The following is a 22,446-nucleotide window of genomic DNA, read 5'->3' as shown; positions in this document are numbered from 1 at the left end:
CCGCTGCTCAGGCGCGCGGATGATGCTGTTGATGTAACTGACGCAGGCGCTCAGTCGCCACGTGCGTGTAAATCTGGGTGGTCGACAGGTCGCTGTGCCCCAGCAACATCTGTACGACGCGTAAATCGGCACCATGGTTCAGTAAATGTGTGGCAAATGCGTGGCGCAGCACGTGCGGTGACAGCTTTTCGCTGTCGATGCCGGCAAGGGTGGCATAGTGTTTGATGCGATGCCAGAAGGTCTGGCGTGTCATCTGCTGCGCGCGGTTGCTGGGGAACAGCACATCAATGGTCTGCCCGTTCAGCAGCCACGGCCGCCCGTGTTCCATATAGTGCTCCAGCCAGTAAATGGCTTCTTCACCTAATGGCACCAGCCGCTCTTTATTGCCTTTACCGATGACGCGCACCACGCCCTGACGCAGGCTGACATCACTCAACGTCAGACCGACCAGCTCAGAGACGCGCAGCCCGGTAGCGTACAACAGCTCCAGCATCGCTTTGTCACGCAGTTCAAGCGGTATGTCCGTCGCTGGAGCCTGTAACAGGCGCTCGACCTGATTTTCTGACAGGTCTTTTGGCAGGCGCTGCGGCAATTTCGGCGCTGATAACAGCGCGCTGGGATCGTCACTGCGCAGCTTTTCGCGGTACAGATACTGAAACAGACGGCGCATCGCGCTCAGAGTACGCGCTGAGCTGGTGGCTTTGTAACCGCCCTCAATCCGCTCAGCCAGAAACTGCTGTAAATCAGCGGCTTCCAGCGTCAGCAGCGTGCGCTCATGGTGGTGCAGCCAGGCAGTGAGCGTCTGCAAATCCTGACGATAGGACGCCAGCGTGTTCTGCGCCAGGTTGCGCTCAATCCAGAGCGCGTCGAGAAACTGTTCTATCAGATCGCTGTCCTGCACTGTTGCCCCTCGCCGTGTGAAATCGTGCTCATTATGCCTGAAACTGGCCTGCTTCTGGTACAATTGCGCCAGAGTGAGTTTCAGTCAGAGCATTAATTGCATGAATATCGGTCTGTTTTACGGTTCCAGTACCTGTTACACCGAGATGACGGCGGAGAAAATCCGCGACTTTATCGGTGAAGAATTAGTCACGCTGCATAACCTGAAAGATGACGATCCGTCGCTGATGGAGCAGTACGATTTACTGATTCTCGGTATTCCGACCTGGGATTTCGGCGAGCTACAGGAGGACTGGGAAGCGGTGTGGCAACAGCTGCCGGCGCTCAACCTGCAGGGCAAAATTGTGGCGCTGTACGGCATGGGCGACCAGGTCGAGTACAGCGAATGGTTCCTTGATGCGCTGGGTATGTTGCACGAACTGCTGCTGCCGATGGGCGTGCAGTTTGTCGGTTACTGGCCGCTCGACGGCTACCAGTTCACCAGTAAAAAACCGCTGACCGCCGATGGTCAGCAGTTTGTCGGTCTGGCGCTCGACGACGTTAATCAGTTTGAGCTGAGCGAAGCGCGCGTCGAGCAGTGGTGCGAACAGATTCTGACCGAAACCGCCGCGCTGCTTTAATGCGGCGTCGCGCCATCCAGTAAAAAACAGCGGGCGCGTAACGCGCGCCACGCGTCGGGCGGCATACTGTCGTGCAGCAGCCACAGCCGCCAGCGCTGCCCGCGACGGTTACGCAGCACCAGCAACACGCCCCAAGGTAGCCAGTCCGGCTGCCGTTGCGCCTGCCAGCGTTCACCGCGCCAGTACCAGTCCCCCTTGTCATCCAGCATGATCGCTCCGCAGCGCTGCTGCAGGCGACGCGCGTTACGCCAGCACTGCGGTGTCAGCAGGATCACTACCGCGATCTGAACCCAGGCCCAGCCCGCCGGCCAGCGACAGCTCAGCAACAGCGCGCCACACAGCCCGAACAGCGTCACATTCAGCACCCGCGCGCTGCGTGACGCGTGCAGATTACATTGCCACCGGCCCGCGTTCACGGTTGCGCTGCTGAATCAGTTTCACCATGCGTTTGAACTCGGGATCGGCCGGTTCGCCGTGGTTCATCATCCAGTTAAACAGGTCCGGATCGTCGCTCTTCAGCAGCGCGACAAACACCTGCTTGTCGCTGTCGCTCAGCGAATCATACTCATATTTAAAGAACGGCATGATCGAGACATCCAGCTCCAGCATGCCGCGACGGCATGCCCACTGGACGCGCGCTTTGTCATGAATATCCATGTGTCTTCTTCCACAGCTGATAACAGTGGCGCTCAGTGTACCTGCTTTTTCGCCGCGCTGCAGGCGTGCAACCCGACGCTGCGCGCGGTGACGCACAGCAATGCCACCGGTTACAGGGTTATCACGCGATTTGTGCGCCAGATTCCGCAAACAGGTTGCAATGGCGCACTGCTCTTTTAACATTGGTAAGCATATTACTGGATAAACCTTATTGATCAGGACGGACTCATGCCGATTTTCACCCTTCCGCCTCGCCAGCCCGCTGCGGCGTCGCGCCTGCCTTTAACGCTAATGTCGCTCGACGAGTGGGCGCTGGTATCGGTGCAGGGCAAAGATAGCACCTCTTATCTGCAGGGTCAGCTGACGCTGGACGTGGCGGCGCTGGACGCAGCGCAGCATCGCCCGGCAGCGCACTGTGATGCCAAAGGCAAAATGTGGAGCAATCTGCGTCTGTTCCATCGTGGAGAAGGTTATGCCTATGTTGTGCGGCGCAATCTGCGCGAGCAGCAGGTGACCGAACTGAAGAAGTATGCGGTGTTCGCCAAAGTGACCATTGCGGCCGATGATGACGCAGTCCTGCTCGGCGTTGCCGGTTTTCAGGCGCGCGCCGCGCTGGCTAACGTTTTCGCCACGCTGCCGGATGCCACAACCCCAGTGGTACAGCAGGATGACACCACCCTGCTGTGGTTCGCCGAGCCAGCCGAGCGTTTTCTGCTGATCACCACGCCGGCGCAGGCCGAAGCGCTGCAGCAGAAGCTGGCCGGGGAAGCGCAGCTGAATGACAGCACGCAGTGGCTGGCGCTGGATATTGCGGCGGGCGTGCCGGTGATCGACAGCGCCACCACGGCGCAGCTGATTCCGCAAGCCACCAACCTGCAGGCGCTGGATGCCATCAGCTTTAAAAAAGGCTGTTATACCGGCCAGGAGATGGTGGCGCGCGCCAAATTCCGCGGCGCCAATAAACGTGCGCTCTACTGGCTGGCGGGCAGCGCCAGCAAAGTACCGGACGCGGCCAGTTCGCTGGAGTTGCAGATGGGCGACAAATGGCGTCGTACCGGCACGGTGCTGAGCGGCGTACAGCTGGATGATGGCAGCGTGTGGGTGCAGGCGGTGCTGAACAACGATCTGGAGCCGGATAGCGTGCTGCGCGTTGAAGGCGATGAAAGCGGTAAGCTGACCATTCAGCCGCTGCCCTATTCGCTGGAGGAATAACGGTTACGGCTGGTACGCTGCAGGGTCGCCATCAGTGGCGACCCTGGCCTTGTTACATCACGTAAAAATAGATGGCGCAAAAGTGCAGCACGCTGCCGCCCAGCACGAAACCGTGCCAGATGGCATGATTGTACGGAATACGGCGCGACACATAGAAAATCACCCCGAGCGAATAGACAATCCCGCCCGCCGCCAGCAGCCAGACGCCGCCCGCCGACAGTTTGGTTGCCAGCTGATAAATCACTACCAGCGACAGCCAGCCCATGCTGAGATAGGTCACCAGCGACAGCACTTTAAAGCGATGCGCAATGGTCAGCTTAAAGATGATGCCCGCCAGCGCCAGACTCCAGATCACCACCATCAATCCCTGCGCCAGCGGCGATTGCAGCCCGACCAGCAGAAACGGCGTGTAAGTCCCGGCGATCAGCAAATAGATGGCGCAGTGGTCAAATTTCTTCAGCCAGTATTTGGCGCGCTGGTGCGGAATGGCGTGATACAGCGTCGAGGCGAGGAACAGCAGAATCATGCTGCCGCCGTACAGGCTATAGCTGGTAATGGCGGTGATATTCGCCTGCATTTCAACGGCCTGGGTCAACAGCAACACCAGCCCCACGATGCCAAACACACAGCCCAGGCCGTGGCTGATGCTGTTGGCGATCTCTTCGGCCAGTGAATAGCCCTGGGCAATAAGTCGGTTCTGTACCATGGCGTCGGATTCCTGAACATCGTAACGAAAGTTGTGCTTTTTCTGTGCACCAGAGTAGCGAAGAACAATTTCAGAGTACACATGTACGCTAAAATTATTCTGTGAAGAGGTGTGACAACCCAGCGGCAAACCAATCTGTTACACTGAGGCTTCTTTTTGCCGTGAGCGCCGCCCGAATGTTTTCACACAGCGACCTGTCCCGTTTGAACGACCTTGAGATGCAGGTTTATCACTTCATCATCAAACACCGGGAAAGTGTCAGTTATATGACCATCCGCGAACTGGCGGCGCAGGCAGGCGTCTCGACCACCACGGTGCTGCGCTTCTGCCGCAAAATGCACTGTGACGGCTGGTCAGAATTCCGCATCCGTTTTCGCCTGGCGCAGGAGCAAAGCGCGCCGGTGCTGCTGCCCTCCAGCGTCGGAGAAATGCTGAGCTTTTTTAAAAGCATCAATAACGCAGAATTTGATCAGCAGATTGCCACCGCGGCGCAAATGATTATTGAGGCTGAGCACATTTTCTTTATTGGTGCCGGTACTTCAGGCAGTCTCGGCAAATATGGTGCACGCTATTTTTCTAATATTGGTAAATTCAGCCATCATATTGACGACCCTTATTACCCGGTGAGTAAGAGCGCCTGGGAAAATGCGCTGGCGATTATTTTATCCGTTTCTGGCGAAACCGAAGAGATCCTGCGCTTTGCCAGCCAGTTCAGTCTGCATCACTGTAAAATCATCTCCATCACCAATCACGACAACTGCTCGCTGGCGAAAATGGCGGATTTCAATCTCTCCTATCATGTGCCGCAGGAGAAACTGCCTGACCGCTACGATATTACCACCCAGGTACCGGTGATTTATATTCTGGAGACGCTGGGCCGTTATATTGCCCGCCTCACGCAGGTATAAAACAGCCTGTTTTTCGGCGGTAACAAGTCACATTTCCGCGCCGGTGTTATAGCGTGACTTTGCTATTTCAGTTGTTACACTGCGGGCAGTATTATTTTCGCCAACAGCGTGACGAGGTATTGAAATGAGTGAAGGATTGCAGTTACCCAGCGGATTTCTCTGGGGCGGCGCGGTGGCAGCCCATCAGGTTGAGGGCGGCTGGGATCAGGGCGGCAAAGGCGTCAGCATCGCCGATGTTCTCACCGGCGGCGCACACGGCGTTGATCGCGTCATCACGCCCGGCGTTCAGCCCGGCCAGCACTATCCCAACCATCAGGCGGTGGAATTCTATTCACACTACAAACAGGACGTGGCGCTGTTTGCTGAGATGGGTTTCAAATGCTTCCGCACCTCGATTGCCTGGACGCGCATTTTCCCCAACGGCGACGAACTGCAGCCCAATGAAGCCGGCCTGCAATTTTACGATGACCTGTTTGATGAGCTGCTGAAATATGGCATCGAACCGGTGATTACCCTGTCGCACTTTGAGATGCCTTATCATCTGGTTAAAGAGTACGGCGGCTGGGCTAATCGCAAAGTGGTCGATTTCTTTGTGCGCTTCAGTGACGTGGTGATGACGCGCTATCGCCACAAGGTGAAGTACTGGATGACCTTCAATGAAATCAATAACCAGCGCAACTGGCAGTATCCGCTGTTCGGCTACTGCTGCTCCGGCGTCGTGTTCACAGAGCATGAAAAGCCGGAGCAGACAATGTATCAGGTGATGCATCACCAGTTCGTTGCCAGTGCCAAAGTGGTGAAGCGCGGCCACGAAATCAACCCGGATTTCCAGATTGGCTGCATGATCGCCATGGTACCGGTCTATCCGTTCTCCTGCCATCCGGACGACGTGATGCGCGCGCAGGAGTCGATGCATCAGCGCTACGTGTTCAGCGACGTGCAGATGCGCGGCGCGTACCCGGCTTATACGCTGAAAGAGTGGGCGCGCAAGGGCTATAACATTGAGATGGAAGCCGATGACGCCGAAACGCTGCGTCAGGGCTGCTGCGATTACATCGGTTTCAGCTACTACATGAGCAATGCGGTGGACACCAAAGCCAGCGGCGTCGACGATCCGATCACCGGCTTCGACGGCGTAGTGCCCAACCCGCATGTGAAAGCGTCCGACTGGGGCTGGCAGATTGATCCGGTCGGCCTGCGCTACGTGCTGAATGCGCTGTATGAGCGCTATCAGAAGCCGCTGTTTATCGTTGAGAACGGCTTTGGTGCCATTGATAAAGCCAATGCTGAGGGCGTGATTGAAGATGACTACCGCATTGATTATCTGCGCGCGCACATCGAAGAGATGAAAAAAGCGGTGGCGCTGGATGGCGTTGATCTGCTGGGTTATACGCCGTGGGGCTGCATCGACTGCGTCTCCTTTACCACCGGCCAGTACAGCAAGCGCTACGGCTTTATCCACGTCGATAAAAACGATGACGGCAGCGGCAGCTTTGCCCGTTCGAAGAAGAAGAGTTTCGCCTGGTATCAGCAGGTGATTGCCAGCAATGGTGAAGTGCTGTAACCGCTAATGGCGCGCGACGTATAGATGTGCGCCGCGCGCAGACAGGCTGTGAAGTGCGACTCAACGGCCGCCTGATGCATCAATAAAGCTGCCGGTGACGTAGGAAGCGGCGTCACTGGCCAGCCAGACGATGGCGGCAGCGATCTCTTCCGCCTGGCCGCCGCGCTGCATCGGCAGCGATGCCGCGAGACGATCAACGCGCCCCGGCTCACCGCCGTCGGCATGCATATCGGTGTAGATCAGCCCTGGCCGCACGCTATTGACGCGAATCCCCTGCGCCGCCACTTCCAGTGACAATCCTCTGGTCAGCGTGTCCATCGCGCCTTTCGACGCCGCATAATCGACATACTCATTAGGCGAGCCGGTACGCGCAGCCGCTGACGAGACGTTAACAATGGCGCCGCCCTGACCGCCGTGTGCGGTGCTCATGCGTTTTACCGCTTCGCGGCAGCAGATAAACGTGCCGGTGACGTTGGTTGCCAGCACGCGCTGAATGCGCGCAGCATCCAGATCCTCAACCCGGCACTGGGAGAAGAGAATACCGGCGTTATTCACCAGCACGCGCAGCGCGCACGGCTGCTGATCCAGCTGGCGGAACATGCGCACCACCTGCGCTTCATCGGCAATATCCGCCTGTAAGGCAAACGCGCTGCCGCCCTGCGCTTCGATATCTGCTACCACCTGCAACGCTTCTGCTGCGCGCTGCCGGAAATTGATTGCCACGCGATAACCCGCCTGCGCCAGCAGCAGCGATGTTGCTCGTCCAATTCCGCGGCTACCGCCGGTGACCAGTGCCAGATCCATATGCTTCTCCCATAAAAAAGGCCGACAAATCGGCCTTGAGTATTATTGCAGGGTTTGAATTACGCCTGCTGACTACTGGTATTCGCTCATCGGAACGCATGAACAGAACACATTGCGATCGCCAAACACATCGTCGAGACGCTTAACGGTCGGCCAGTATTTGTTGGCGCTGCCGGCCGGGAAGACCGCCAGCTCGCGGCTGTACGGATGAGTCCAGTCGCCGACGATTTCCATCTGGGTATGCGGTGCATTCACCAGTGGGTTGTCGTCAGCCGGCCATTCACCGTCGGCCACGCGATCGATTTCCATGCGGATCGCCAGCATCGCGTCAATAAAGCGGTCCAGCTCGATTTTGCTCTCGGATTCGGTCGGCTCGACCATCAGCGTGCCGGCGACCGGGAAGGACATAGTCGGCGCATGGAAGCCATAGTCGATCAGGCGTTTTGCGATATCCAGCTCGCTGATGCCGGTCTGCTCTTTCAGCGGACGAATGTCGAGAATGCACTCATGCGCCACGCGGCCGTCGCGGCCGGCGTACAGAATCGGGTACGCCGACTGCAGCCGGCTGGCGATGTAGTTGGCGTTGAGAATCGCCACCGAGCTGGCCTGCTTCAGCCCTTCTGCGCCCATCATGCGAATGTACATCCAGCTAATGGGCAGAATAGATGCGCTGCCGAACGGCGCCGCAGAAACCGCGCCCTGCTGGGTCAGCACGCCGTCAATCTGCACCACGCTATGGCCCGGTACGAATGGTGCCAGATGCGCTTTTACCCCGATGGGCCCCATGCCCGGACCGCCACCGCCGTGCGGAATGCAGAAGGTTTTGTGCAGGTTGAGATGCGACACGTCAGCGCCAATGTAGCCAGGCGTGGTGATCCCGACCTGCGCGTTCATGTTTGCGCCGTCGAGGTACACCTGGCCGCCGTACTGATGCACGATCTGGCACACTTCGCGAATGGTCTCTTCGTAGACGCCGTGCGTCGACGGATAGGTCACCATGATGCACGACAGCGCGTCACCGGCCTGCGCTGCTTTTTCACGCAGATCGCCGAGATCGATGTTGCCCTGCTTATCACAGGCCACCACCACCACCGCCATGCCCGCCATCTGCGCGGACGCCGGGTTGGTGCCGTGCGCCGAGCTCGGGATCAGACAGATCGTGCGGCCCGCTTCATTACGGCTCTCATGATAGCGACGGATGGCCAGCAGACCGGCGTATTCGCCCTGCGCACCAGAGTTCGGCTGCATGCACAGCGCATCGTAACCGGTGAGCTGGACCAGCCACTGTGACAGCTGACCGATCATCTGCAGATAACCGCTCGCCTGCTCTGCCGGGCAGAACGGGTGCAGTTCAGCGAATTCCGGCCAGGTGATCGGAATCATTTCGGCGGCGGCATTCAGTTTCATGGTGCATGAGCCGAGCGGGATCATTGCCTGATTCAGCGCCAGATCCTTTTTCTCCAGGCTGTGCATGTAGCGCATCATCTCAGTTTCGCTGTGATGACGGTTGAACACCGGATGGGTAAGGAATTCGCTGGTACGTTGCTGGCCTGCCGGAATGGCGCTGTTTTCCGCCGCCACCGCGGCGTCCAGCGCCTCGATATCCTGGCCGTGCGCGTCGCCCAGCAGAATGGCAAACAGCGCCAGCACGTCTTCACGCGTGGTGGTTTCATCCAGCGTGATACCGACCGCATTGAGGATATCGCTGCGCAGGTTGACGCCGAAGCTCAGCGCACGGTTCAGCACCGCCGCTTTGTCCGCGACTTCAACGGTCAGCGTATCGAACCAGCTGTGATGGCGCAGCTTCAGGCCGCCGTTTTGCAGGCCTGCTGCCAGAATCGAGGTCAGACGGTGAATGCGCGAGGCGATGCGCTTCAGTCCGGCCGGGCCATGGTAAACCGCGTACAGGCCGGCGATATTCGCCAGCAGCACCTGTGAGGTACAGATGTTGGAGTTGGCTTTCTCACGGCGGATGTGCTGTTCGCGCGTCTGCATCGCCATGCGTAGCGCGGTGTTACCGGCGGCATCGCGTGACACACCGATGATACGGCCCGGCATGGAGCGCTTGTGCTCATCACGGCTGGCAAAGAAGGCCGCGTGCGGACCGCCGTAGCCCATCGGTACGCCAAAGCGCTGGGCGGAACCGAAGACGATATCAGCACCCTGTTTGCCCGGCGCCTCCAGCTGCACCAGCGCCATGAAATCCGCCGCCACGCTCACCACCACTTTGCGGCTTTTCAGCTCAGCAATCAGTTCACGGTAGTCGTGCACTTCTCCGCTGGTACCAACCTGCTGCAGCAGCACGCCAAACAGATCTTCGTGCTCGCGGGCTTTTTCGGCGCGATCGATAATCAGCTCAAAGCCAAAGGTTTCGGCGCGGGTGCGCACCACATCCAGCGTTTGCGGATGGATGTCATCGGCGATAAAGAATTTTGTCGCGTTTTTCAGCTTGCTGACGCGTTTAGCCATCGCCATCGCTTCGGCGGCCGCGGTGGCTTCATCCAGCAGCGAAGCTGAAGCAATATCCAACCCGGTGAGATCGAGCGTCAGGGTCTGGAAGTTGAGCAGCGCTTCCAGACGGCCCTGCGACACTTCCGGCTGATATGGCGTGTACGCCGTGTACCAGCCCGGGTTTTCCAGCATGTTGCGCAGAATCACCGGCGGGGTGATCACGGCGCTGTAACCCATTCCAATCCAGGATTTATAACGCTGATTCTGGCTGGCAATGGCTTTCAGCTCTGCCAGCGCCTGCTGTTCAGTCGCGGCATCGCCTACCGCCGGCGGGCCTGGCAGCTGGATATCAGCAGGCACAATTGAAGCGATCAGCGAAGCCAGCGAGCTGGCACCAATCGCTTCCAGCATGGTGGCCTGCTGCGCGGCATCAGGACCGATATGGCGCTCAATAAAAGCACCGTTATGTTCGAGCTGGCTGAGAGTCTGGGTCATTTACAGTACATCCTGAATCGGGCTGGGTGACAAAATGGCATTAAATCAGGCAGATAAAAAAGAAGGCGCCGCAGTGCAGCACCTTCAGAGACTACCGGTTACTCGTCGATGGACGCTTTGTAGGCAGCGGCATCGAGCATCGCGTCGAGCTCGGACTCGTCGCTGGCTTTGATGCGAAACAGCCAGCCGGCGGCATACGGTTCGCTGTTAACCAGCTCCGGGGCATCGCCCAGCGCTTCGTTGACCGCCACGATTTCACCGCTCAACGGGGCATAGATATCCGATGCCGCTTTCACGGATTCGGCTACCGCACAGTCGTCACCGGCGGCAAAGCTGGCGCCCACGTCAGGCAGGTCGACAAACACCATGTCGCCCAGCAGTTCCTGCGCGTGTTCGGTGATGCCCACGGTAAACGTACCGTCAGCTTCTTTACGCACCCACTCGTGGCTATCACGGTACTTCAATTCATTTGGCACATTGCTCATCGCCATTTCTCCTGAAAAAAAAATTACTGAGCGACCGGCTTGCCGGCGCGAACAAAAATAGGTTTAGTCACTTTCACCGGCATTTCACGATTGCGGATTTCAACAATCGCCTGCTCACCGATACTGGCCGGCACGCGCGCCAGCGCAATGCTGTAGCCCAGCGTTGGCGAGAAGGAGCCGCTGGTAATGATGCCCTGCTGCGGCTGTCCCTGCGCATCGGTAAAGCGCACCGTCAGACCGTTACGCAGCACGCCTTTTTCGGTCATCACCAGCCCGACCAGCTTTTCCGTGCCGTTCTCGCGCTGCACTTCCAGCGCCTCACGGCCAATGAAATCACGGTCGGCGGGCTCCCAGCTGATGGTCCAGCCCATGTTGGCAGCCAGCGGCGAAACGCCTTCATCCATCTCCTGACCATACAGATTCATGCCAGCTTCGAGACGCAGCGTATCGCGTGCGCCCAGTCCGGCTGGTTTCACGCCTGCGGCCAGCAGCTGCTGCCAGAAATCTGCGGCCTGAGCGGCAGGCAGAGCGATTTCATAACCGGCTTCACCGGTATAACCGGTCGTGGCGATAAACAGATCGCCGGCCTGTACGCCAAAGAACGGCTTCATGCCTGCCACCGCGTCACGCTGTGCCGCGCTAAACAGGCTCTGTGCTTTATGCTGCGCGTTCGGTCCCTGTACGGCGATCAGCGCCAGATCGTCACGCTCGGTGAGCGCAACCCCAAACGGCTGCGCATGCTCAGCGATCCACGCCAGATCCTTCTCGCGCGTGGCGGAGTTGACCACCAAGCGGAAGAAATTCTCGCTCATAAAGTAAACAATTAAATCATCAATGACGCCAGCTGAAGCATTCAGCATGCCGGTATAGAGGGCTTTGCCGGGCTGGGTCAGTTTGGCGACGTCGTTGGCCAGCAGGTAACGCAGAAATTCACGGGTGCGCGCGCCGTGCAGATCGACAATGGTCATGTGGGAAACGTCAAACATTCCGGCATCGTTGCGCACCGCATGGTGCTCATCCATTTGCGAGCCGTAGTGCAGCGGCATCATCCAGCCGTGGAAGTCCACCATGCGGGCACCGCAGGCCTGATGCTGTTCGAATAGAGGCGTTTGCTGAGTCATAACCATCCTGTGAAGACAAGTGAGTGTGACGCGCCTGCGCCGTCATTGGTGAGCGACGCAAACGTTCTCTTTACGCTGAAGTTACCACCGAATACGGCAATTAACCATAAGGAAAACGAGGGTGAAACCTTATCATCCTTTGTGCTGCCCCGGCAGCCACGCCAGCACATCTCACTGCATTTATGTGATTTACCGCGCATATAATTCACCTGTTGCGCGGTAATTCAGCCGAATAATGGAAGCTGTGCCGCAGACAAGGGAAATGGTTCGGGGGCGAAAAGCATTTTGGATTAGTTAAAGTAATGCGAATTGAGGCCTGAAATTAGAATAAATCAAATGAAGGGCAATTCGGGTGCAGCGATGCACAATAATGGTGCCGGGGCGGGTTTTGCAGTGGCGTTACCGGGTGCGCACAGGGTCGCGATGGATGGCGACAACGCTGTGCAGTTCGGTGATTCATGAGCGGCAGCCGACTGCCACGCCCACCCTTGAGGGCGATCGCGTAACGTCAGTGCAGGAAAAACGGCACCTGAAACGGTGCCGTAATAAGGAGGGTTAGCGGATCCAGCCGGGCAGGTCGTTGAGGCCCATGGCCTGCTTCAGCAGTAACGGCTTCACGCCAGGCAGCGTGTCGGCCAGCTTCAGCCCGACGTCGCGCAGCAGTTTTTTCGCCGGATGGTGCCCGGCAAACAGCTCACGGAAACCCTGCATGCCGGCCAGCATCAGCGCTGCGCTGTGCTTGCGGCTGCGTTCATAACGCCGCAAATAGAGATGCTGGCCGATATCTTTGCCCTGCTGATGCAGACGGCGGATTTCGCCAATCAGCTCGGCGGCATCCATAAAGCCGAGGTTAACCCCCTGCCCGGCCAGCGGATGGATGGTATGCGCCGCATCGCCCACCAGCGCCAGTCGGTGCGCAGCAAAGTTGCGGGCGTAACGCGCCATCAGCGGGAAGGTTTTCCGTTCGCTTTCAACCTGGCACAGACCAAGGCGCATATCGAATGCCACCGACAGCTGCTGGTTAAACAGCGCTTCCGGCATGGATTGCAGTCGCGCCGCTTCCTGCGGTGACAGCGACCAGACGATGGAGCACAGGTGCGGATCCTGCATCGGCAGGAAGGCCAGAATGCCGTCGCCGTGGAACACCTGGCGCGCGATGGCATCGTGCGGCATATCGGTGCGTACATTGGCCACCAGCGCGTGATGTTCGTAATCCCAGAAGGTGATCGGGATATCCGCTTTATCACGCAGCCACGAGTTGGCCCCGTCCGCAGCAATCAGCAGGCGCGCGCTCATCATGCTGCCGTCCTGCAGGGTAATAAAAGCTTCGTTATCGCCAAACGCTACCTGCTGCAGCTGAGCCGGCGCAATCAGCGTCACGTCGCTGCACTGGCTGGCGCGCTGCCACAGCGCACTGTGGATCACCTCGTTTTCAATGATATGTCCGAGGTGCGACAGTCCCTGCTGCTCGTCATCAAAGCTGATCGAGCCAAAGCTGTCCTGATCCCACACTTCCATGCCGTGATACGCGCTGGCGCGCAGCGCGAGAATGGTGGACCAGACATCAAGTTTTTGCAGCAGACGCTCGCTGGCGGCGTTGATGGCCGAGACGCGAACCGACGCTGGCGCCGCCGCATCAAATTGTGGCTCAGGCGCTTTTTCCAGCACCGCAACGCGCAGGCCGCTGCCCTGTAAGCCACAGGCCACCGCCAGACCGACCATGCCGCCACCGGCTATCGCCACATCAAATGTTTGCATTGCTGCCCCTTAATTCATGCTTAACGCTTAACCCAGCCGAGCGTGCGCACGGCAAGTGGGTTTCGCAGCCATGGCAGGTGGTCCATTGCCACCAGCCCAAGATTTCGTCCTGCCACCAGCGGGGCATAACGGTTGGCGAACAGCCGCACCAGACCGTCGGTGACGCCAATGGTCGCCGCGCGATCCGGCTGGCGGCGCGCAGCAAAATGGTGCAACACCGCGTGGCTGCCCGGATCCTGCTGGTGACGATGCGCCGCCGCAAGGGTTTCCGCCAGCGACATCACATCGCGCAAACCGAGGTTAAAGCCCTGCCCGGCGATCGGATGCAGCGTCTGCGCCGCATTGCCGACCAGTGCCAGCCGGTGCGTCACCTGACGCTCTGCGGTCTGCAGCGCCAGCGGATAGATTTCGCGCTGGCCGGCGTGAGTAAAGCGCCCCAGCCGCCAGCCAAAGGCGCGCTGTAATTCATGCAGGAAGGTGGCATCGTCCCACTGCTTAACCGTGGCTTCGGCAGCCGCCGGATGACACCACACCAGCGACAGACGGTTGCCGGACATCGGTAGCAGCGCCAGCGGGCCATGCCGGGTGAAGCGCTCAAACGCGCGACCCTGATGCGGCAACTGCGTCGCGACGTTGGCAATCACCGCCAGCTGCTGGTAGTCGTCGCGCTGCCAGCGAATGCCGCAGGATGCCGCCAGCGGCGAGCGTGCGCCGTCAGCGGCCACCAGCAGCGCGCCCTGTAACGTTGCGCCGCTGCTGAGCGTCGCCTGCACGCTATCAGCGCTGCGGGTTACTGAGGTCACGTGATCCGGACAGCACAGCGTCACGCCGGGTGCCTCACGCAGACGTTTAAACAGGCGCTGTCCCACGTCATACAGCTCGACCACGTTGCCCAACGCCGACAGCTGATAATCCTCAGCCTGCAGCTGAACAAACCCGCTGTGCCCGCGATCGGAAACGTGGATGTGGGTAATGGGCGTGGCGCAGTCCGCCAGCGAACGCCACAGGTCAATTTCCGCCAGCTGCTGACAGGTGCCCGCCGCCAGCGCGATGGCGCGCCCGTCAAAGCCCGGGTGCGCGCGGCTGTCCGGCTGATGACGTTCAATCAGCGTCACCGGCAACTGGCCCTGCGTCAGATGCGAAATCGCCAGTGCCAGCGTGGCGCCGGTCATGCCGCCGCCTGCAATCAGGATACTCATACGCCGCGCGCCGCCGCCATCAGTGCTTCAATCGCCTCAGCGTCTTTTACCACGCTGTCGGTCAGGTTTTCATTACCGTCGGCGGTGATGACGATGTCGTCTTCGATACGGATACCGATGCCGCGATACTGCGCCGGCACTTTGGCATCCGGCGCGATATACAGGCCCGGTTCAACGGTGAGCACCATGCCAGGCTCAAGCAGGCGGTCGCGGCTGGGCGTGCCGTAGTGGCCGACGTCATGCACGTCCAGCCCCAACCAGTGACCAAGGCCGTGCATAAAGAACGGACGGTGCGCCTGCTCTTCAAACAGCGTATCGATATTGCCTTCCAGAATGCCCAGATCGACCAGACCGGTGATCATGATACGCACCACTTCGTCGTTGACTTCATGGATGCTGATGCCCGGGCGGAACATCGACAGCGCCTTATACAGCGAGGCGAGCACGATGTCGTAGATCTCGCGCTGCGGCTGGCTGAATTTACCGTTAACCGGGAAGGTGCGGGTAATATCGCCGGCGTAGCCATGGAATTCGCAACCGGCATCAATCAGCACCAGATCGCCGTCGCGCATTTCGCTTTCGTTTTCGGTGTAGTGCAGAATGCAGCCGTTCTCACCGGAGCCCACAATGGTGTTGTAAGACGGAAAGCGCGCGCCGTGGCGGGTGAATTCGTGATGGATTTCGCCTTCCAGCTGATACTCAAACATGCCGGGACGGCACGCCTGCATCGCACGGGTATGTGCCAGCGCGCTGATTTTTCCTGCGCGGCGCAGAATGGCGATCTCGTCTTCGCTTTTAAACAGGCGCATCTCATGCACCCAGGGACGCCAGTCGGTCAGCGTCGACGGCGCGCTGAGGTTTTGCCGGAAACCACGGCGCAATTTCTCCAGCGCGCTGAACACCAGCGTATCCGCTTCCGCGTATTCACCCTGTGCGTGATAGACCACATCGAGTCCGTTGAGCAGCTGGTGCAGCTGCTCGTCAATCGCATCCCACGGCAGCGCGCGGTCAACGCCCAGCTTCGCCGGTGCGGCTTCCTGACCAAGCCGACGCCCGAACCAGATCTCGGCCGTCAGGTCGCGTACGCGGTTAAACAGCACGCTGTGGTTATGATTGTCATCGCTCTTAATTAATACCAGCAGCGCCTGCGGCTCGTTGAAACCGGTGAAGTACCAGAAGTCGCTGTTCTGGCGAAAGGGATATTCGGTGTCGTTGCTGCGCGTCACTTCAGGTGCAGCAAAAATCAAAGCCGCGCTGCCGGGCGCCATGCGGGCGATCAGCGCCTGACGACGTTGCCGGAAAGTTTCCAGTGTAATCATATTTGCACTCCCTGTAGAAAACGGGCAGCGACCTGCCCACGATGACGCGCTTAGTGTAGCGTAGGTTTTTGCACTTCCGGTGCGGTCGGCGTGCGTGGCCGGGTGAAGGTGTCATGGCACAGCAGCGCGGCAACGCGCACGTACTCAATCACCTCTTCCAGCGACTGTTCGAGCTCTTCCTGATCTTCATCTTCATCGTAGCCAAGTTGCGCAATGGTGCGCAGATCGTCAATCGCTTCGCCGGTCTCACCGGTCACTTTGTCCAGCTTCGGCTGCGTCACGCCCAGGCCCAGCAGGAAGTGATTGACCCAGCCGGCTAGCGCGTCAGCACGATCGAACACCGTGATGTCATCCTCATCCGGCAGCATCAGTTGGAACAGGAATCCCTCTTCGTCCAGCGTGTTGGCCAGGTTTTCATGCAGCGCCTGCAGCGGCTGCGACAGGCTTTGCGAGAACGCCATGCCTTCGTTAGTCAGGTCATGCACCAGGGTTTTCCAGCTGCTGTCCTGATTGCCGCCGCACAGAATGCCACACAGCAGTCCGTGCATCTCGGCGGGCGTCATGCCTACGCCCTGCTGGGAAAGTGCCGCGGCCAGCGCGTTGTAAGTGGGTGTTGCGTTCTGTAAAGACATAAGCTTTGGTCGTCGTTGGCAGAATAAGTTCGTGTTATGCTACCACCAGGTGCCTCAGGGTTTCCAGAAAAGGGGTTGTAACTTATCACGCGGGTCTATATAGTTGCGCACCTCCCAACCCATTGACAGGTAAGGGAGATGCGAACGAAGTAATCAGTCAGGATGGTGGCATGTCTGCACAACCGGTAGATATTCAGATTTTTGGTCGTTCATTGAGAGTGAATTGTCCGCCTGAACAGCAAGATGCGCTGAATCTGGCCGCAGAGGATCTCAATCAACGGTTGCAAGATTTAAAAGTTCGCACTAGAGTCACAAATACAGAGCAGCTGGTGTTCATCGCCGCGTTAAACATTTGCCACGAGCTGGCACAAGAGAAAGGTAAAACGCGCGATTACGCAGCCAATATGGAACAACGCATCCGTATGCTGCAGCAGACCATTGAGCAGGCATTAGTTGAGCAAGGTCGCATAACTGAACGTCAGGGCCCTAAATTCGAATAACACTTCATGGTACTCGTGTTAGAGTAACGGTGAAGTCAATTTTCTCTGAGATGTTTGCAAGCGGGCCAGTCCCCTGAGCCGATATTTCATACCAACAGAGTGTGACGCTCTGTAACCTGTGAGCATGCTCGGTCCGTCCGAGAAGCCTGATGGTTACGACGGCATACTCACCTTGAACCAAGGGTTCAAGGGTTACAGCCTGCGGCGGCATCTCGGAGATCTCCTCTTAGTTCCACCCTGTTATTCCCGGTGTGATAATGTGGCTATCAACAGCCTTATCAGCCGGGGACATCATGCCAGCACTCTCTCTTCTCGACCGTCAGGATATTCGTCAGCATGTGCGCCATCTGCGCCGCAATCTTACGCCTGAGCAACAGGTTGAGGCCGCCGATCTGCTGGCTGAACATGCCATCAATTTTGCCCCGCTGGCCAGCGCACAACGCATCGCGCTGTTTCTCTCCGTCGATGGCGAAATCAATACCCGACCGCTGATTGCCAAACTGTGGCAGCAAAAGAAGCAGGTCTTTCTGCCGGTGCTGCATCCGTTTGCGCCCGGTCACCTGCTTTTTTTGCGCTACACGCCAGAAACCCCGCTGCGACCTAACAAGCTGCGCATCCCTGAGCCGCCGCTGGATATTACGCAGCTGGCCACACTCGATCAGCTGGATGTGATGCTGGTACCGCTGGTGGCGTTTGACGCGCAGGGACAACGCTTAGGCATGGGCGGGGGTTTTTACGATCGCACGCTACAGCACTGGCAGCAGCATGGCTTTTTACCGCTGGGTATTGCGCACGACTGCCAGCGCGTGGATGCGCTGCCGGTGGCGGCCTGGGATGTGCCATTGCCGGCGATTCTCACGCCGTCAAAGCTGTGGCAGTGGGAAACGCTGGCGGGATAAAGACAGGGCGCCCAGCGGCGCCCTGCACTGTCAGTACAGCAGACGGGCGCGCATGGTGCCCGGAATCGCCTTCATCAGCTGCAGCGCTTTCTCCGCCACATCCTCTTCGGCATCAATATCGATAACCACATAGCCCATCACTGGCGAGGTTTGCAGATACTGAGCGGCAATGTTGATGCCCTGCTCGGCAAAGATCTGGTTGATGGCGGTCAGCACGCCCGGGCGGTTTTCATGGATGTGCAGCAGGCGGCTGGCGCTGGCAGCGTGCATCGGCAGCGAAACTTCCGGGAAGTTTACTGCGGAGAGCGTCGAGCCGTTGTCAGAGTACTTGGCCAGCTTGCCAGACACTTCCAGACCGATGTTCTCCTGCGCTTCCTGCGTTGATCCGCCGATGTGCGGCGTCAGGATCACGTTGTCGAATTCGCACAGCGGCGAGTTGAACGGATCGCTATTGGTTGCAGGTTCAACCGGGAAGACGTCGATGGCGGCACCAGCCAGGTGCTTGCTGGCCAGCGCATTACACAGCGCCGGGATGTCGATCACGGTACCGCGCGCGGCGTTGATCAACAGCGCGCCGGGCTTCATCAGCGCCAGCTCTTCGCTGCCAATCATGTTCTGCGTGGACGGCGTTTCCGGCACGTGCAGGCTGACCACATCACTCATGTTCAGCAGGTCAGAGAGATGGCGCACCTGGGTGGCATTGCCCAGCGGCAGCTTGTTTTCGATATCGTAGAAAAATACGTGCATGCCGAGGCTTTCCGCCAGCACGCCGAGCTGCATCCCGATATGGCCGTAGCCAATGATACCCAGCTTCTTACCACGCGCTTCGTACGAACCGGTGGCGATTTTATTCCAGATGCCGCGGTGTGCTTTGGCGTTGGCTTCCGGAATGCCGCGCAGCATCAGCAGCATTTCGCCGATCACCAGTTCCGCGACCGAACGGGTATTGGAGAAAGGGGCGTTGAACACCGGCACGCCGCGTTTCGCTGCCGCGCTGAGATCAACCTGGTTAGTACCAATACAGAAGCAGCCCACCGCCACCAGCTTTTCAGCTGCCGCGAAGATCTCTTCAGTCAGTTGGGTACGGGAACGGATACCAATGAAGTGGGCATCGCGGATGGAGGACTTCAGCGTCTCAGCATCCAGTGCGCCTTTGTGGAACTCGATGTTGGTGTAACCTGCGGCGCGCAGATTATCCAGCGCACTCTGGTGAACGCCTTCCACCAGCAGGAACTTAATCTTGTCTTTTTCCAGTGATACCTTTGCCATTTCCCGACCCTATTCAGAATTCAACGAGGACTACCATAAGGTAGCCTTCTGTCAAAATATCAAAATTTTCCGGCGCGGCAATACAAACGATTGCCTGCACGCCAGCACGCGCCCACGTGCAGACAACACAAATCCACACAAAATCGTGAGATGACGAGAGCGCAAAGTACGAACCTGCTGTTGATGAATCATTTGTGACATAAGTCACCAAATTTCACTGCAGCAAGAAAAGATGTTTTGCGGATGGAAATAACCGGCGCTGGCGGCGCGCCGGTGAGATCAATTGGTGATGGTTTTCACGCCGTCCGGCGTACCAATCAGCGCGATATCCGCTCCGCGTGCGGCAAACAGCCCCACGGTGACGACGCCCGGCAGCGCATTGATGGTTTTTTCCAGCGCAATCGGGTCAAGGATGCGCAGATTATGTACGTCGATAATAATGTTGCCGTTATCCGTAACCACGTGCTGACGATACTCCGGCAGGCCGCCCAGCTTCACCAGCTCCCGCGCCACATAAGCGCGCGCCATCGGAATCACCTCCACCGGAAGCGGGAAGTTGCCCAGCACATCGACCTGTTTGGACGCATCCGCGATGCAGATAAATTTCTGCGCCACCGCCGCAACAATTTTCTCGCGCGTCAGCGCCGCGCCACCGCCCTTGATCATCTGCATCTGTGGATTGATCTCATCAGCCCCGTCGACATACACCGACAGCGCATCCACGTTGTTGAGATCGAACACCGGAATGCCCAGCGATTTGAGCTTTTCGGTTGAGGCTTCCGAACTGGAAACCGCGCCCTCGATCTGATCCCTGATGGTACCAAGCGCGTCAATAAAATGCGCCGCCGTTGAACCGGTGCCTACGCCAACAATGGTGCCTGGCTGCACGTACTGCAGCGCTGCCCAACCTACCGCTTTTTTCAGTTCATCCTGGGTCATGGTATGTTTAAAACCTGTGCGACATCGAAGTGCGCGTAGTATAAAACAAGGCGCTGTCAAAAAGCGCGGCTGACGGACGTTGGATGTAAGCCTTTGGAAGCCAGCCCGCAAAAACGCGTCGGCCGCACAGCTTCGCCGTTTTATGGCATAGTAGTTTCCACCCTGAACGAGAGAGAACAACAATGAAACGCCCGGATTATCGAACGCTTCAGGCGCTGGATGCTGTGATTCGCGAACGCGGCTTTGAGCGTGCGGCCCAGAAGCTGTGCATCACGCAGTCTGCGGTGTCGCAGCGCATTAAACAGCTGGAAAATTTATTTGGTCAGCCGCTGCTGGTGCGTACCGTGCCGCCGCGCCCGACCGAGCAGGGACAAAAATTGCTGGCGCTGCTGCATCAGGTGGAGCTGCTGGAAGAGGAGTGGCTGGGCGATGATAACGGTGGCACCACGCCGTTGCTGCTGTCGCTGGCGGTGAACGCCGACAGTCTTGCTACCTGGCTGCTGCCGGCGCTGAAAGATGTGCTGGCTGACTCGCCGGTGCGCCTGAATCTGCAGGTGGAAGATGAAACCCGCACGCAGGAGCGTTTACGGCGCGGTGAGGTGGTCGGGGCGGTGAGTATCCAGCCGCAGCCGTTGCCAAGCTGTCTGGTGGATCAGCTGGGTGCGCTGGACTATCTGTTCTGCGCCTCGCCGGAGTTTGCCGCGCGCTATTTCCCCAATGGCGTGACGCGCTCGGCGCTGCTGAAAGCCCCGGCGGTGGCGTTTGATCACCTTGACGATATGCATCAGGCCTTTTTGCAGCAGAACTTTGATTTATCGCCGGGCAGCGTGCCGTGCCACATCGTGAACTCGTCAGAGGCTTTTGTGCAACTGGCGCGTCAGGGATCGGTGTGCTGTATGATTCCGCACCTGCAGATTGAGCGCGAGCTGGCGCAGGGAGAGCTGGTCGATTTGACGCCGGGTCTGTATCAGCGCCGGATGCTGTACTGGCACCGTTTCGCGCCGGAAAGTCGCCTGATGCGCAGCGTGACCGATGCACTGATTGCCCACGGCCACCGCGTATTGCGCCAGGATGAAGTTGCGGCCTAGCGCCGTTCAGATTAGCGCACAACAGTCGTAGCGGCGCGATTCATCGCGCGTTTTAACAGCGGTTCTGCTGCTGGAAAGCGCGATGAATCGCGCCGCTACAATTTTACAGGCTAACTTACTGCGCCGTATTCGGTTTGATTTCGAATACCACATCCACCTGATCGTCAAAATGGATGCTCTGCTGCTCGTAGGTCTGCTGCGCGGTGGTGTCCGCTGCGGCACCGGCCGCTTTGTACATGCGCGCCATCGGCATCGGCTGGTAGTTAGCCACGTGATAGCGAATGCTGTACACCGAGCCCAGTTTGGCGTTGAAGCCTTCCGCCAGGGCACTCGCCTGCTGTGTGGCATTGGCAATCGCCGCTTTACGCGCCTGATCTTTGTAGCTGTCTGCGTTAGCCACGCCCAGCTCAACAGAACGAATCTCATTCAGGCCCGACTTCAGCGCGCCGTCCAGCAGCTCATTCAGCTTGTCCAGCTGGCGCAGCGTGACTTCCACCTGACGCACCGCACGGTAGCCTTTCAGCACCGATTTACCCTCTTTGGTGTAGTCATATTCCGGCTGGGTGCTGAGATTAGCCGCATCAATATCTTTCTTCTCGATGCCGTTCTTTTGCAGGAAATCAAAATATTGCGCCACGCGGTCGTCAGCCTGTTTTTTTGCATCCGCCGCGTCTTTCGACGAAACATTCACCACGATGGAGAGCGTAGCCATATCCGGACGGGCATCCACGCTGGCCTGTCCTGATGTCACCACGTGCGGTCCGTTCGGCACTTCTCCCGCCTGGACCAGACCGGACAGTGCGCCCGTGCTCATTACGGCGGCCAGCGCCAGTGCTTTCAGTTTCACGAAAGTCCTCCTTGAAGGGTTCAATTTGCAGGTCGCCACTATGGCGAAACCCAAAACACATTACTATGCGTGA

General features: G+C 58.5%; 22 protein-coding genes and 1 other RNA gene. 8 read left to right on the top strand and 15 right to left on the bottom strand.

Going from position 1 to position 22,446, the window contains the following annotated elements; translation table 11 throughout:
* Positions 1-7: 7 nt before the first annotated feature.
* Positions 8-901, bottom strand: a complete 894-nt coding sequence (xerD, locus tag AC6I8F_RS04215) for a site-specific tyrosine recombinase XerD (RefSeq protein ID WP_058757089.1) — start codon at positions 899-901, stop codon at positions 8-10.
* A gap of 100 nt (positions 902-1,001) precedes the next feature.
* Here xerD and fldB point away from each other — a divergent pair, with 100 nt between their 5' ends.
* Complete coding sequence (gene fldB / locus AC6I8F_RS04210) at positions 1,002-1,520, top strand: flavodoxin FldB (protein WP_021506675.1); 519 nt, start codon at positions 1,002-1,004, stop codon at positions 1,518-1,520.
* Here fldB and AC6I8F_RS04205 read toward each other — a convergent pair.
* On the bottom strand, positions 1,517-1,936 hold the full coding sequence (locus AC6I8F_RS04205) for a protein YgfX (RefSeq protein WP_498028558.1): 420 nt from the start codon (positions 1,934-1,936) through the stop codon (positions 1,517-1,519). The two genes, fldB and AC6I8F_RS04205, sit on opposite strands and share 4 nt — an antisense overlap.
* Positions 1,911-2,177, bottom strand: a complete 267-nt coding sequence (gene sdhE / locus AC6I8F_RS04200) for an FAD assembly factor SdhE (RefSeq protein ID WP_010616925.1) — start codon at positions 2,175-2,177, stop codon at positions 1,911-1,913. The genes AC6I8F_RS04205 and sdhE overlap by 26 nt, the downstream gene beginning before the upstream one ends.
* A 228-nt stretch (positions 2,178-2,405) precedes the next feature.
* Between sdhE and ygfZ the strand changes: the two genes are divergently transcribed.
* On the top strand, positions 2,406-3,389 hold the full coding sequence (gene ygfZ / locus AC6I8F_RS04195) for a tRNA-modifying protein YgfZ (RefSeq protein WP_021506672.1): 984 nt from the start codon (positions 2,406-2,408) through the stop codon (positions 3,387-3,389).
* 52 nt (positions 3,390-3,441) lie between these two features.
* On the opposite strand, the gene trhA is transcribed toward ygfZ, so the two are convergent.
* Positions 3,442-4,095 carry a PAQR family membrane homeostasis protein TrhA gene (gene trhA / locus AC6I8F_RS04190; protein WP_021506671.1) on the bottom strand — a complete coding sequence of 218 codons (654 nt, stop codon included), beginning with the start codon at positions 4,093-4,095 and terminating at the stop codon, positions 3,442-3,444.
* Positions 4,096-4,271: 176 nt separating this feature from the next.
* On the opposite strand from trhA, the gene AC6I8F_RS04185 reads away from it, so the two are divergent.
* Positions 4,272-5,003, top strand: coding sequence for a MurR/RpiR family transcriptional regulator (locus AC6I8F_RS04185; protein ID WP_498002008.1), 732 nt, complete (start codon positions 4,272-4,274; stop codon positions 5,001-5,003).
* A 124-nt stretch (positions 5,004-5,127) separates the two neighbouring features.
* Positions 5,128-6,567 carry a 6-phospho-beta-glucosidase gene (locus tag AC6I8F_RS04180; protein ID WP_275028172.1) on the top strand — a complete coding sequence of 480 codons (1,440 nt, stop codon included), beginning with the start codon at positions 5,128-5,130 and terminating at the stop codon, positions 6,565-6,567.
* Positions 6,568-6,627: 60 nt separating this feature from the next.
* Here AC6I8F_RS04180 and AC6I8F_RS04175 read toward each other — a convergent pair whose 3' ends face one another.
* The 8 genes from AC6I8F_RS04175 to AC6I8F_RS04140 all read right to left on the bottom strand — a co-directional run bounded on the left by AC6I8F_RS04175 (position 6,628) and on the right by AC6I8F_RS04140 (position 16,831).
* Positions 6,628-7,371, bottom strand: coding sequence for an SDR family oxidoreductase (locus AC6I8F_RS04175; protein ID WP_498028557.1), 744 nt, complete (start codon positions 7,369-7,371; stop codon positions 6,628-6,630).
* Positions 7,372-7,443: 72 nt separating this feature from the next.
* Complete coding sequence (gene gcvP / locus AC6I8F_RS04170) at positions 7,444-10,317, bottom strand: aminomethyl-transferring glycine dehydrogenase (protein ID WP_498028556.1); 2,874 nt, start codon at positions 10,315-10,317, stop codon at positions 7,444-7,446.
* A gap of 98 nt (positions 10,318-10,415) precedes the next feature.
* The gene (gene gcvH, locus AC6I8F_RS04165) at positions 10,416-10,802 is read right to left on the bottom strand and encodes a glycine cleavage system protein GcvH (protein WP_058781308.1); all 387 of its coding nucleotides are present in this window, start codon (positions 10,800-10,802) and stop codon (positions 10,416-10,418) included.
* A 23-nt stretch (positions 10,803-10,825) separates the two neighbouring features.
* On the bottom strand, positions 10,826-11,923 hold the full coding sequence (gcvT, locus tag AC6I8F_RS04160) for a glycine cleavage system aminomethyltransferase GcvT (RefSeq protein WP_498028555.1): 1,098 nt from the start codon (positions 11,921-11,923) through the stop codon (positions 10,826-10,828).
* A gap of 555 nt (positions 11,924-12,478) precedes the next feature.
* On the bottom strand, positions 12,479-13,681 hold the full coding sequence (ubiI, locus tag AC6I8F_RS04155; protein ID WP_059011499.1) for an FAD-dependent 2-octaprenylphenol hydroxylase: 1,203 nt from the start codon (positions 13,679-13,681) through the stop codon (positions 12,479-12,481).
* A 20-nt stretch (positions 13,682-13,701) separates the two neighbouring features.
* Positions 13,702-14,880 (bottom strand): 2-octaprenyl-6-methoxyphenyl hydroxylase, encoded by a 1,179-nt coding sequence (ubiH, locus tag AC6I8F_RS04150; protein ID WP_136546687.1) that lies wholly within the window; start codon positions 14,878-14,880, stop codon positions 13,702-13,704.
* Positions 14,877-16,199 (bottom strand): Xaa-Pro aminopeptidase, encoded by a 1,323-nt coding sequence (gene pepP, locus AC6I8F_RS04145; RefSeq protein WP_127834523.1) that lies wholly within the window; start codon positions 16,197-16,199, stop codon positions 14,877-14,879. The genes ubiH and pepP overlap by 4 nt, the downstream gene beginning before the upstream one ends.
* 50 nt (positions 16,200-16,249) lie before the next feature.
* Positions 16,250-16,831: a YecA/YgfB family protein gene (locus AC6I8F_RS04140; RefSeq protein WP_125309830.1), complete on the bottom strand. Its 582-nt coding sequence runs from the start codon at positions 16,829-16,831 to the stop codon at positions 16,250-16,252.
* 170 nt (positions 16,832-17,001) lie between these two features.
* On the opposite strand from AC6I8F_RS04140, the gene zapA reads away from it, so the two are divergent.
* From zapA to AC6I8F_RS04125, 3 genes are all read left to right on the top strand, one after another.
* Complete coding sequence (zapA, locus tag AC6I8F_RS04135; protein WP_021506660.1) at positions 17,002-17,331, top strand: cell division protein ZapA; 330 nt, start codon at positions 17,002-17,004, stop codon at positions 17,329-17,331.
* A 39-nt stretch (positions 17,332-17,370) separates the two neighbouring features.
* Positions 17,371-17,554: non-coding RNA, 6S RNA (ssrS, locus tag AC6I8F_RS04130), on the top strand.
* Between the two features lie 70 nt (positions 17,555-17,624).
* Positions 17,625-18,230 carry a 5-formyltetrahydrofolate cyclo-ligase gene (locus AC6I8F_RS04125; RefSeq protein WP_058757099.1) on the top strand — a complete coding sequence of 202 codons (606 nt, stop codon included), beginning with the start codon at positions 17,625-17,627 and terminating at the stop codon, positions 18,228-18,230.
* A gap of 30 nt (positions 18,231-18,260) precedes the next feature.
* On the opposite strand, the gene serA is transcribed toward AC6I8F_RS04125, so the two are convergent.
* Positions 18,261-19,499, bottom strand: coding sequence for a phosphoglycerate dehydrogenase (gene serA / locus AC6I8F_RS04120; protein WP_021506658.1), 1,239 nt, complete (start codon positions 19,497-19,499; stop codon positions 18,261-18,263).
* A gap of 279 nt (positions 19,500-19,778) precedes the next feature.
* The gene (rpiA, locus tag AC6I8F_RS04115) at positions 19,779-20,438 is read right to left on the bottom strand and encodes a ribose-5-phosphate isomerase RpiA (RefSeq protein WP_127834524.1); all 660 of its coding nucleotides are present in this window, start codon (positions 20,436-20,438) and stop codon (positions 19,779-19,781) included.
* A 182-nt stretch (positions 20,439-20,620) separates the two neighbouring features.
* Between rpiA and AC6I8F_RS04110 the strand changes: the two genes are divergently transcribed.
* A complete protein-coding gene (locus tag AC6I8F_RS04110; RefSeq protein ID WP_021506656.1) occupies positions 20,621-21,526 on the top strand; it encodes a LysR family transcriptional regulator ArgP in 906 nt (301 codons plus the stop codon).
* A 115-nt stretch (positions 21,527-21,641) separates the two neighbouring features.
* Here the strand turns inward: AC6I8F_RS04110 and AC6I8F_RS04105 are convergent, their stop codons facing one another.
* Positions 21,642-22,373, bottom strand: a complete 732-nt coding sequence (locus tag AC6I8F_RS04105; protein ID WP_021506655.1) for an oxidative stress defense protein — start codon at positions 22,371-22,373, stop codon at positions 21,642-21,644.
* Positions 22,374-22,446 lie beyond the last annotated feature (73 nt).

This window comes from gamma proteobacterium symbiont of Axiagastus rosmarus (assembly GCF_059730925.1).
The sequence above is the reverse complement of the archived record's forward strand: the minus strand, read 5'-3'. Positions and strand labels throughout refer to the sequence as shown.

Coding starts and splice junctions, on each gene's coding strand:
- ygfZ (WP_021506672.1), top strand. CDS start 2,406: ATGCCGATTTTCACCCTTCCGCCTCGCCAGCCCGCTGCGGCGTCGCGC.
- ubiI (WP_059011499.1), bottom strand. CDS start 13,681: ATGCAAACATTTGATGTGGCGATAGCCGGTGGCGGCATGGTCGGTCTG.
- AC6I8F_RS04185 (WP_498002008.1), top strand. CDS start 4,272: ATGTTTTCACACAGCGACCTGTCCCGTTTGAACGACCTTGAGATGCAG.
- AC6I8F_RS04110 (WP_021506656.1), top strand. CDS start 20,621: ATGAAACGCCCGGATTATCGAACGCTTCAGGCGCTGGATGCTGTGATT.
- pepP (WP_127834523.1), bottom strand. CDS start 16,199: ATGATTACACTGGAAACTTTCCGGCAACGTCGTCAGGCGCTGATCGCC.
- gcvT (WP_498028555.1), bottom strand. CDS start 11,923: ATGACTCAGCAAACGCCTCTATTCGAACAGCATCAGGCCTGCGGTGCC.
- AC6I8F_RS04140 (WP_125309830.1), bottom strand. CDS start 16,831: ATGTCTTTACAGAACGCAACACCCACTTACAACGCGCTGGCCGCGGCA.
- AC6I8F_RS04125 (WP_058757099.1), top strand. CDS start 17,625: ATGCCAGCACTCTCTCTTCTCGACCGTCAGGATATTCGTCAGCATGTG.
- serA (WP_021506658.1), bottom strand. CDS start 19,499: ATGGCAAAGGTATCACTGGAAAAAGACAAGATTAAGTTCCTGCTGGTG.
- ubiH (WP_136546687.1), bottom strand. CDS start 14,880: ATGAGTATCCTGATTGCAGGCGGCGGCATGACCGGCGCCACGCTGGCA.
- sdhE (WP_010616925.1), bottom strand. CDS start 2,177: ATGGATATTCATGACAAAGCGCGCGTCCAGTGGGCATGCCGTCGCGGC.
- gcvH (WP_058781308.1), bottom strand. CDS start 10,802: ATGAGCAATGTGCCAAATGAATTGAAGTACCGTGATAGCCACGAGTGG.
- AC6I8F_RS04180 (WP_275028172.1), top strand. CDS start 5,128: ATGAGTGAAGGATTGCAGTTACCCAGCGGATTTCTCTGGGGCGGCGCG.
- AC6I8F_RS04175 (WP_498028557.1), bottom strand. CDS start 7,371: ATGGATCTGGCACTGGTCACCGGCGGTAGCCGCGGAATTGGACGAGCA.
- fldB (WP_021506675.1), top strand. CDS start 1,002: ATGAATATCGGTCTGTTTTACGGTTCCAGTACCTGTTACACCGAGATG.
- trhA (WP_021506671.1), bottom strand. CDS start 4,095: ATGGTACAGAACCGACTTATTGCCCAGGGCTATTCACTGGCCGAAGAG.
- zapA (WP_021506660.1), top strand. CDS start 17,002: ATGTCTGCACAACCGGTAGATATTCAGATTTTTGGTCGTTCATTGAGA.
- rpiA (WP_127834524.1), bottom strand. CDS start 20,438: ATGACCCAGGATGAACTGAAAAAAGCGGTAGGTTGGGCAGCGCTGCAG.
- gcvP (WP_498028556.1), bottom strand. CDS start 10,317: ATGACCCAGACTCTCAGCCAGCTCGAACATAACGGTGCTTTTATTGAG.